Source organism: Microbacterium sp., assembly GCF_011620715.1.
Taxonomy (GTDB): Bacteria; Actinomycetota; Actinomycetes; order Actinomycetales; family Microbacteriaceae; genus Microbacterium.
In genome coordinates, this window is the sequence record NZ_WOYP01000075.1 from 4505 (window position 1) to 14657 (window position 10153).

The following is a 10153-nucleotide window of genomic DNA, read 5'->3' on the forward strand; positions in this document are numbered from 1 at the left end:
GGTGCTGCAGGCAGTGCGTGGTCGCACGGGCGGGCAAACGCGGGGGCGGTGGGTGGGGCGGATGCAGGCAGGGGCAGAAGCGGGATGCCGCAATTCGAGCGTTCGCCGCGAAGAAGGCCGGGAAATCAGGCCGTGTCGGGTCCTCGTTCGTTCAATGATCTGGTCGGTCGGCCTGTACTGATTTCAGCAGTGCCCGGATGCCCTGGGTGAGTGCTCGAAGGTCGTCCAGGGCGAGCCGGTTGAGTGGGGTGCGGCTGAGCTCCGGCCTTCCCATGAGCAGCCGCTGAACGGTCTCCCGGCCGGTCGGGGTTGCCGTGACCCGACGAACGCGGTGGTCCCGCGGGTCGACGGTGCGCTCGACCATGTCCTGCGATTCGAGGCGGTCGACGATCCCCGACATCGTTGCCAGAGAGACTCCGGCGGTCCTGGCGAGCCCCTGAATCGTATTCCCCTCGGGCTCGGTCACGAGGAGGGCGAGCACCTTCAACTGCTGCATCGTGAGGCGCAGGGTGAGCACGGATTCGATGATCTCGGGCGCAAGCGAAGTCTCTAGATCGCTCTGAATGACGAGCAGCTCCGTCAGCAGGGTCTCGCGTTCGGCCCCCTCGTCGGTGTCCACGCCCTCGAGCGTAGCCCTGATGGTTCTCACAGACTCAACACAGACGAAGATGCGTAGCATTCGGCTAAGCTTCGCGTGAAGCAAACCTTCCCGTGCTCTCGTCCGCACCCTTTCCCTTCGACCTTCCGGTCACCCTGTCCCTTCGATCTTCCGGTGGTGCACCTTTGTTCCGTCTCGCCCGTTTCAGCCTGGCCAATCGCTCGCTGGTCGCCCTGATCACCCTGTTGATCGCCGCGTTCGGCGTCTTCTCCATGACGCAGCTCAAGCAGGAGCTGATCCCGTCGATCGAGCTGCCGCGCACCACCGTCGTCACCATCGTCCCCGGCGCAAGTCCGGAAGTGATCGACGAACAGGTGGGCGTGCCGATCTCGCAGGCCGTCGCCGACCTCGACGGTGTCGAACAGGTCGTCTCGAAGTCATCGTCGAGCATGTCGATCATCACGATCGGGTACGAGTACGGCATCGACGTCGACGACTTCCGCGCGTCCGTGGAAGAGGCGATCGACTCGATCTCCGCATCGCTTCCCACTGATGCAGAGCCGAACCTCGTGGCCGGAAGCACCGCCGACATCCCGGTGATCTTCATGACCGCGTCCTCCGCCGACCAGGACCTGCCGGCGCTGTCGGCGACGCTCAGCGACACAGTGGTCCCGCGCCTGGAGGCTATCGAAGGGGTGCGCTCGGCTGAGGTGTCCGGCGGCGCCGTGGAGCGTGTCGTGATCACCCCCGATCAGGCCGCTCTCGCGGCGAACGGACTGAGCGCGCAGGCGATCCCGCAGGCGCTGCAGGCGAACGGCTTGACGCTGCCGCTGGGCTCGGTCACGGACGACGGTTCACTGCTACCGGTGCAGGGCGGCACGCCGGTCACCTCCACCGAGGACATCGCTTCGCTGCCCTTGGCGAGCCAGACGCAGCCCGGCGTCGTCGTGACCGTCGGCGACGTCGCCGACGTCGAGCTGGTTGCCGAGGACCAGACCTCGATCACCCGCATGAACGGTGAAGAGGCGCTGTCGATCTCGATCACCGCGATCCAAGGCGGCGATGTCGTCGCGATTTCACATGCCGTCGCCGAGGCGGTCACCGAGCTGACCGACGAGATCGCCGGTCTCGAGCTGACGATCGTGTTCGATCAGGCGCCGTTCATCGAAGAGTCGATCCAGCACCTCGCCATCGAGGGCCTGCTCGGCCTGCTGTTCGCGATCATCGTGATCCTGGTCTTCCTGCTCTCGGTCCGCGCGACCCTGGTGACGGCGATCTCGATCCCGCTGTCGGTGCTGGTCACCTTCATCGGACTGAACCTCGGCGGCTACTCGCTGAACATGCTGACACTGGGGGCGCTCACGATCGCGATCGGACGCGTCGTGGATGACTCCATCGTGGTCATCGAGAACATCAAGCGACACCTCTCATACGGCGAGGAGAAGGTGCACGCGATCCTCGCGGGAGTGCGCGAGGTGGCCGGCGCGATCACATCGTCGACGCTCACGACGGTGGCCGTGTTCTTGCCGATCGCCCTGGTGGGCGGCCTTGTCGGTGAGCTGTTCGCTCCGTTCGCACTGACCGTGACGATCGCGATGCTGTCCTCGCTTCTGGTCGCCCTCACGATCGTCCCGGTGCTGTCGTACTGGTTCCTGCGTCAGCCGAAGGACGTCGCCGACCCCGCGGCGGTGCGCGCCGCGGCTGAGGAGCAGGAGCACAACGGCTGGCTGCAGCGCGGATACAAGCCGATCCTGCGTGGAACGCAGAAGCATCCGATCATCACGCTCGTCGCTTCCGGACTGCTGCTCGTGATCACGGTGTCGCTCGTGCCGCTGCTGAAGGTCGACTTCCTGGGCAGCACGGGCCAGAACATGATCATGGTCACTCAGACGTTCCCGGCCGGCTCCGACCTCGAAACGATCTCGGACGGCGCCCGCGATGTCGAAGACACCCTGCTCGAGGTCGACGGCGTCGAGGAAGTCATGCTCATGGCCGGCTCGAGCAGCGGCGGAGCGGGCGACTTCTCGGCCCTGCTCGGCGGTGGCGGCGGCACGGCCACCTTCATCGTCAACACCGACCCCGGCGCTGACCAGACCGCGCTGAAGGATGAGGTGCGCACACAGCTGGCCGAGATCGACGGCCCCGGCGAAGTGAGCCTGTCGGATCCCGCGGCGATGGCCGGCGGATTCGGCGGCTCGGTGGATGTCGTGGTCAGCGCTGAGAACGAGACCGATCTGGCCGCAGCGACCGACGAGGTCTACGCTGCGCTGGAGGACACTCCCCAAGCGACCGAGGTCGCCAGCGACCTCGCGCCTGCCCAGCCGATCATCCAGATCACGGTCGACCGCGCCGTCGCGCTCGAGAACGGGTTCACCGAGATCCAGCTGCTCGGCATGGTGGGCAGCATCCTGTCGCCGCAGAGCGTCGGGAACGTGACGATCGACGATGAGGAGTACAACATCTTCATCGACGCCGCCCCGGCGCCGCAGACCGTGGATGAGCTCTCGGCGATGCCGATTCCGACGCCGACCGGCCTTGTGCCGCTGACCGATCTCGCGACCGTCGAAGAGGTCACCGTCCCGACCTCACTCACCCGCAAGGACGGAGACCTCGTCGCCACCATCTCGGTCACTCCCGCCGAGGGCGAGCTCGGTGCCGTGACGACCGAAGTGCAGACGCGCATCGACGACCTCGACATACCATCCGGCACCACGGCCACGATCGGCGGTCTCGCCCAGACGCAGCAGGAATCATTCCAGCAGCTCGGCCTGGCGATGCTCGTCGCGATCGCCATCGTGTTCCTCCTCCTGGTGGCCACGTTCCGCTCGCTCGCGCAGCCGCTCATCCTCCTCGTGTCGATCCCGTTCGCCGCCACCGGGGCGATCGCGCTGCTGCTGATCACCGGACGCCCGCTGGGCATCTCGGCGCTCATCGGCATGCTGATGCTGATCGGCATCGTCGTCACGAACGCCATCGTCCTCATCGATCTGGTCAATCAGTATCGCAAGCAGGGTCAGACCGTGCGCGACGCCGTCTTCAACGGTGCCCGCCAGCGACTGCGCCCCATCCTGATGACCGCCCTCGCGACGATCTTCGCGCTCATCCCGATGGCGTTGGGTGTCACCGGCTCGAGCGGATTCATCAGCCAGGATCTCGCGATCGTGGTCATCGGCGGACTCATCTCCTCGACTGCGCTCACCCTCATCCTGGTTCCCGTGCTCTACCTGATGTTCGAACAGGGGCGCGAGCGCTCGACCGCGAGGCGGAGTGCCGACCACGGGGCGACGACCGGCCATCCCGAAGATGATCAGCCGTTCAGCCCTGCGCACGCATGAAGTCAGCGACGCGCTCGCCGATCGCGACGGCGGTCGCGGCCGGGCCCCGCGACGGCGCCCACGGCAGGATCGAGGTGTCGGCCACGCGCAGGCCGGAAACGCCGTGCACGCGACCGTGGGAATCGACGACAGAGCCCATCGGCACGGATCCGCACAGATGGATCGCCGTGCCGAGGTGCGCGAGCATCCAGGCGTCGAGCGCCGCATCGTCACCGAGCTCGGCATCGCCGAGCTCGGTGAGCCCGTCGAACACATCGGCGAATGCCGCCGTGCGCAACAATGCGACGGCGGTGCGCACGGCAAGCCGCATCCGCGAGCGATCCGCTTCTTCTTCGAGGTAGCAGTAGTCGATCTGAGGCGGGACGAGAGGGTCGGCGGACGTGATCGTGATGCGACCGCGACCGGCAGGCTGCTGCAGTGCGACGATGAGCTGCAGATCGTCGCGGTGCGTCAGCTGCTGCGCCATGCGCCGCGCCGACACCCCGATCAGCGCCCGCAGTGTCCGCAACGGATGCCGCAACACGGTGCGCACGCCGCCCGCCAACGTGTGGGCGGTGCCGGTGAGCAGGTAGCCGAGCGGCTTCACCGCGAGGAGGATCTCGAGGTCGGCCTCTGCAGCGGCCGCCGGCGAGCCGACCGAAGGCGAGTGCACCGAAGACAGCCGCTCCGGCGACAAGAGCTCCGATGAGAAGTTCAGAGCGGCCGGGAAGGCGACGCGTTCTCGGGAGTCGACCACCGGGCGCTGCGCTCGCCAGCCGATCGCGATATCGGGGTGATCGCTGAAGGCCACACCCACCGGCAGGTCGGCGACGACGTCGATTCCGAGCGCTCTGAGATCGGCGCGCGGTCCGATGCCCGACACCAGCAGCAGCTGCGGCGTCGCGATCGCGCCCGCGCAGAGCACGACCTCGCCGGCCTCGATCGGGCCCGCCGTGGTCTCGACCCCGACGGCGCGGCCCTCGCGGATCAGCACCCGCAGCACGCGGACGCCTCCGCGCACCTCGAGATTCGGCCGCGCTCGGGCCGGATCGATGTACGCCAGGCCGGTGTTCCATCGCACCGCCTCGTGAGAGCCAGGAGGACGGTGGACATTGACCGGTACGGGTCCGGCTCCAGGTTCCCCGAGGCCGTTCTTGTCGGGCTCGGCGGGAAACCCGAGTTCGCGTGCAGCGGCGGTGAACGCGGCGGCGAGGATGCTGGCTTGCGGCGGCCGCATGACGAACATCGGCCCCGACGAGCCGTGCCCGTCGGAATCGCCATAGTCCCGATCGGTTTCCAAGCGGCGCAGCACGGGCAGCATCGCGTCGTACGACCACTCCGGGCCGGCAACCTCTGCCCAGGCGTCGAAGTCCGCGGGGCGCGCCCGGACGAAGTAGGCGCCGTTCAGGGTTGTCGACCCTCCGAGAATGCGTCCGCGGGCGATCATGTACGGCAGGTCTGGGGTGAGGTGCCCGAGATACGACCAGTTGGCGGGATGCCCCGGCATGGCACCCTGCACGGTCGTCGGATCCAGCAACTCCGCCGGAAACCCCCGCACGCCGGCGGGCGTCGGACCGGCTTCGAGCAGCAGCACTCGCCGGCCGGGATCCTCACTGAGCCGCGCTGCCAGCGGGGCCCCCGACCCACCGGCACCGACGACGACGACGTCGGCGGGAGAGGTCACGGCGAACCGAACGCCGCGCCGAGCCGCCGGAACGCCTCATCCAGCAGCTTGAGCAGGTCGGCCTCTTCGTGGGCGAGCCACTGCTCGTACGCGGCGAGGCACAACCCGAGGCAGGCCCACGCGATCGATTGGGGCTCGAGGCTGCCGGAGTCGTCTCCGAGCCGCTCCGCCGCGTAAGCCGCGATCACCTGACGCCATGCGGCATAACGCAGCGTGGAGTGGGCGACCAGGCTGGGCACGTTCAGCAGCAGCCACATGCGTTCGCGATGGTAGGGCATCTCGGCATCCGGAAAGCGGTTGAACTCGATGACCGCCAAGCGGATCACGTCCATGAGGGGCATTTCCGGAGGAAGGGAATGCAAGTGACCGCGCATGGCCGTGAGCAGCGTCTCGAAGTCGCCCCAGGGCAGGTCGTTCTTCGACGCGAAGTAGCGGAAGAAGGTGCGACGCCCGATTCCGGCGGCGCGGACGATGTCATCTACGGTCGTCTCGTCGAAGCCGCGCTCCAGGAACATCTGCAGCGCAAGATGGCTCAGCTCGCTGTGCGTCGTCGCCGGCGCGCGACCCATGCGGGGCCGCGGAACGTCGGTACCGGGAAAAATCTGGCTGTCCGCGTCCGTGGCTATTCCCTTCGGCACTCAGTGTCATTAGTATCGTCCACATCAGACTGCACGCCAAGGATGGCGTTCTCGCTAAGGAGCATCCCATGGATCCACAAGCCCTGACGGCTGAGTCCACGACCGTCGAACACGACCTCATCGAGGTCGACTCGCTCGTCGAGGAAGTATCGATCGACGGCATGTGCGGCGTCTACTGATGACCGCGGCGCTGCGCCCGTGAACGCTGAGACCGCCTGGCGGGTGCACCCGCAGGTCTCGGTGAGACCCGAGTCCTTCGGCGCGTTGCTCTATCACTTCGGCACGCGAAAGCTGTCGTTCCTCAAAGACCGCACGTTGCTGGCCATCGTCGAGGCCCTCGGCGATGCGCCGTCCGCCCGAGCCGCGTGCGAGGCGGTCGGAGTCTCCGCCGCATCGCAGCCGAAGTACCTGCAGGCCCTCGAGACGCTTGCAGCCTCACACATGATCGAGGAGCGCACAGCATGACGATCGCATTCCCCACCGAGGCGCCGCCGCGTCCTGCACGGCTCGTCGACCACTTCGAGCGAGGCCTCGACGCCCCGATCTGCCTCACGTGGGAGCTCACCTATGCGTGCAACCTCTCGTGCGTGCACTGCCTGTCCAGCTCCGGACGGCGCGATCCTCGCGAGCTCAGCACGGCGGAGTGCAAGGCCGTCTTCGACGAACTCGAGCGCATGCAGGTCTTCTACGTCAACATCGGCGGCGGCGAGCCCACCGTGCGCTCGGATTTCTGGGAGCTGCTCGAGTACGCCACGGCCCATCACGTGGGAGTGAAGTTCTCGACCAACGGGGTGAAGATCACACCGGATGCCGCCGCCGCCCTCGCCGCCAACGACTACGTCGATGTGCAGATCTCACTCGATGGCGCCACCCCCGAGGTCAACGACGCGATCCGCGGACCGCGCTCGTACGAGACCGCGCTGCGCGCGATGGCGAACCTGCGCGATGCGGGGATGAAGGGCTTCAAACTCTCGGTGGTGTGCACCCGCACCAACATCGGCCAGCTGGACGAGTTCAAGGCGATCGCCGACGAGTACGGTGCTCAGCTGCGACTGACGCGACTGCGCCCGTCGGGCCGCGGAGCCGACGTGTGGGACGAACTGCATCCCACACAGGCGCAGCAGCGCGAACTCTACGACTGGCTCGTGGCCCACGGTGACGAGGTTCTCACCGGAGACTCGTTCTTCCATCTGTCGGCGTACGGCCAGGCGCTTCCGGGCCTGAATCTCTGCGGCGCGGGACGCGTCGTGTGCCTGATCGATCCGATCGGCGACGTCTACGCCTGCCCCTTCGCGATCCACGACGAATTCCTCGCCGGCAGCGTCCGCGACGACGGCGGCTTCGCCGAAGTGTGGCGCCACTCCGAACTGTTCACACGCTTGCGGGAGCCGCAGTCCGGCGGCGCATGCACGTCGTGCCAGTTCTTCGACACCTGCAAGGGCGGATGCATGGCCGCCAAGTTCTTCACCGGGCTCCCCCTCGACGGCCCCGACCCCGAATGCGTCCAGGGCTACGGCGAGCAGGAGCTGGCCAAGCGCAAGAACACCGGTGGCGGCATCCCGCTGCCGAGCGGAGACCATTCTCACCGCACCTCGCCGCCCCGCCCGCGCGACGGCATGGGCCCGGTGAGCGTCACGATCCGTCGGCGCGACGACATCCAAGCGCCGCCTGTCAGCGCGTGCGCGGAGAGCCCTTTGGCGGGGTTCGCCGCGACTCTGACACCACGCGAAAGCGGTGCCGAAGGGCACCACCAGGAGGGCACCCGCACCACCCTCGCCTGAGACTCACGCTCCATTGCGCCCGCGACGACGCGGACGCCTGGTTAGATGTGCGCCTCTGGGGGCGGCATCCGGCGCGCCTTCACACGAAGGAGGAGAAGGCTCATGAGACTACCGGTCCTGGCCTCAGGCGTCACGGGCATTTCCCTGCACGTCGACGCGTGCCACCTGCTGCAGCCCGGGGTGCAACCCCGACCGCGTCACGTGAACATCTCACGCGAGAAGAAGGGAAAGTGACATGGCAGGACAGCTCGAAGGCAAAGTCGCCTTCATCACCGGAGCCGCACGCGGACAGGGCCGTTCGCACGCGATCAGGCTCGCCCAGGAGGGCGCCGACATCATCGCGATCGACATCTGCGCACAGATCGACACCGTCCCCTATCCGATGTCAACGCCCGACGACCTGCAGGAGACGGTGCGGCAGGTAGAGGCCCTGGATCGCCGCATCCACGCAGTCCAGGCCGATGTGCGCGACCGGTCGGCGCTGCAGTCGGCGCTCGAGACGGGTGTGGCACAACTCGGCCCGGTCGACATCGTGCTCGCCAACGCCGGGATCTTCCCCCTGAGCCTCCACCCCGATCCGCGAGAGTGGCAGGACGTGCTGGATGTCAACCTCACCGGCGTCTACAACACCGTCGAGGTGGCGATCCCGTCGATGATCGACCGCGGCCTGGGCGGTGCGATCGTGCTCACCAGCTCGACCGCGGGACTCGCCGGGATCGGCGGCGACAACCCTGGCGGCCGCGGGTACACGGCAGCCAAGCACGGTGTCGTCGGGCTCATGCGCGCGTACGCCAACTCGCTGGCCAAACACAGCATTCGTGTCAACACCGTGCACCCGACGGGTGTGAATACGCCGATGGTCGTCAACGACGTCATGCAGGAGGTCCTGCAGGCCGACCCGTCGATGAGCAACGCCATGGCGAACGCGATGCCGGTGCCGATGATCGAACCGGTCGACATTTCGAACGCGATCCTCTGGCTGGTCTCGGATGCCGCTCGCTATGTCACCGGCGTAACCCTGCCCGTGGACGCGGGCTTCCTCGTCAACAAGTGACGTCGCGCTCCGCGTCGTCCGGAAAGGAAAGATCATGACGGGAAGAGTCGAAGGCAAGGTCGCCTTCATCACGGGCGCGGCGCGCGGGATCATGCTGCCCGTCGACGCCGGGTCGACGCAGAAGTGACGGCTACACGAGGCGGTGCGCCGTTTCGGCCGGATGCCGCGGAGGGACCCCTCTCTGCGGCATCCGGCGCCGACTCGGTCGTTGCGAGCCGGGAACGCATCGCGTCGGGCGTCGTCGGCCGCGAGCGCGAGCTCGAACTGACGCTCGCCGCCGTCGCGGCGGGCCGTGACATCGTGCTGGAGGGACCACCGGGCACGAGCAAGACGACGATGCTCAGCGCGATCACGGCGGAATGGGGCATCCCGCTGCTTTTTGTGGAAGGCAACGCCGACCTCACCCCCGCCAAGCTCGTCGGCCATCACAACCCCGCCCGCGTGCTCCGCGAGGACTACAGCCCCGACAATTTCGTGCCGGGTCCGCTCGTCGAAGCGATGCAGCAGGGCGGCTTCCTCTACATCGAGGAGTTCAACCGCGCCCCCGAAGACACGATCAACACGCTGCTCACCGCAATGGCCGACCGGTCCATCGCGATCCCCCGCGTGGGGCGCATCAAGGCGGCGCCGACCTTCCGGGTCATCGCGTCGATGAACCCTTACGACAACATCGGCACGACACGGCTGTCCACGAGCGTGTCCGACCGCCTCAACCGGCTGTCGGTCGACTACCAGGACGCCGACGCCGAAGAGGCGATCGTCGCGCTGCGCAGCGGCGCGACCGGGCCGCTCGGCGAACGTCTCATCAGCGACGCGGTCGCGGTCACCCGCGCGACCCGCCGGCACCCCGACGTGCGGCAGGGATCGAGCGTGCGCGGCGCGATCGACATCGTCCTCGTGGCTCAGCAACTGGCTCAACTGCGCGGTGTGAAGCATGCGGATGCCGCAGCCTACGCATCCTCGGACGATTACACCGAACTCGTCTTCGACGCCATGATCGTGGCGTTGTCGGGGCGCATCCACATCGACGAGGCCGCCGAGACGACCCCGGAGCGCGTGCTGCGGGAGATCTGGGAGGACCGCT

10 protein-coding genes are annotated in these 10153 nt (G+C 67.5%); 7 read left to right on the top strand and 3 right to left on the bottom strand.

From position 1 onward, the window contains the following. Positions 1 to 151: 151 nt before the first annotated feature. Positions 152 to 619: a MarR family transcriptional regulator gene (locus QZV84_RS07515; protein ID WP_292827698.1), complete on the bottom strand. Its 468-nt coding sequence runs from the start codon at positions 617 to 619 to the stop codon at positions 152 to 154. Between the two features lie 164 nt (positions 620 to 783). Here QZV84_RS07515 and QZV84_RS07520 point away from each other — a divergent pair, with 164 nt between their 5' ends. Beyond that, complete coding sequence (locus QZV84_RS07520; RefSeq protein WP_292827701.1) at positions 784 to 3933, top strand: efflux RND transporter permease subunit; 3150 nt, start codon at positions 784 to 786, stop codon at positions 3931 to 3933. Here the strand turns inward: QZV84_RS07520 and QZV84_RS07525 are convergent. Together QZV84_RS07525 and mftR are read right to left on the bottom strand one after the other, a co-directional pair. Next, complete coding sequence (locus QZV84_RS07525) at positions 3914 to 5596, bottom strand: GMC family oxidoreductase N-terminal domain-containing protein (RefSeq protein ID WP_292827704.1); 1683 nt, start codon at positions 5594 to 5596, stop codon at positions 3914 to 3916. The genes QZV84_RS07520 and QZV84_RS07525 overlap by 20 nt on opposite strands. Next, positions 5593 to 6165 (bottom strand): mycofactocin system transcriptional regulator, encoded by a 573-nt coding sequence (gene mftR / locus QZV84_RS07530; protein ID WP_292827707.1) that lies wholly within the window; start codon positions 6163 to 6165, stop codon positions 5593 to 5595. Before mftR ends, QZV84_RS07525 begins: the two co-directional genes overlap by 4 nt. A gap of 137 nt (positions 6166 to 6302) precedes the next feature. On the opposite strand from mftR, the gene mftA reads away from it, so the two are divergent. The 6 genes from mftA to QZV84_RS07560 form a co-directional block, all read left to right on the top strand. Next, a complete protein-coding gene (mftA, locus tag QZV84_RS07535; RefSeq protein ID WP_292827710.1) occupies positions 6303 to 6413 on the top strand; it encodes a mycofactocin precursor MftA in 111 nt (36 codons plus the stop codon). 19 nt (positions 6414 to 6432) lie between these two features. Then, the gene (gene mftB, locus QZV84_RS07540) at positions 6433 to 6699 is read left to right on the top strand and encodes a mycofactocin biosynthesis chaperone MftB (protein ID WP_292827713.1); all 267 of its coding nucleotides are present in this window, start codon (positions 6433 to 6435) and stop codon (positions 6697 to 6699) included. Continuing rightward, positions 6696 to 8015, top strand: coding sequence for a mycofactocin radical SAM maturase (gene mftC, locus QZV84_RS07545; protein ID WP_292827716.1), 1320 nt, complete (start codon positions 6696 to 6698; stop codon positions 8013 to 8015). Before mftB ends, mftC begins: the two co-directional genes overlap by 4 nt. Positions 8016 to 8117: 102 nt before the next feature. Further along, positions 8118 to 8249, top strand: coding sequence for a hypothetical protein (locus QZV84_RS07550; RefSeq protein ID WP_292827719.1), 132 nt, complete (start codon positions 8118 to 8120; stop codon positions 8247 to 8249). 1 nt (position 8250) lies between these two features. Next, the gene (locus QZV84_RS07555; protein ID WP_292827722.1) at positions 8251 to 9069 is read left to right on the top strand and encodes a mycofactocin-coupled SDR family oxidoreductase; all 819 of its coding nucleotides are present in this window, start codon (positions 8251 to 8253) and stop codon (positions 9067 to 9069) included. Positions 9070 to 9192: 123 nt separating this feature from the next. Then, the coding region (locus QZV84_RS07560) for a MoxR family ATPase (RefSeq protein ID WP_292827724.1) at positions 9193 to 10153 on the top strand (961 nt) is incomplete at its 3' end.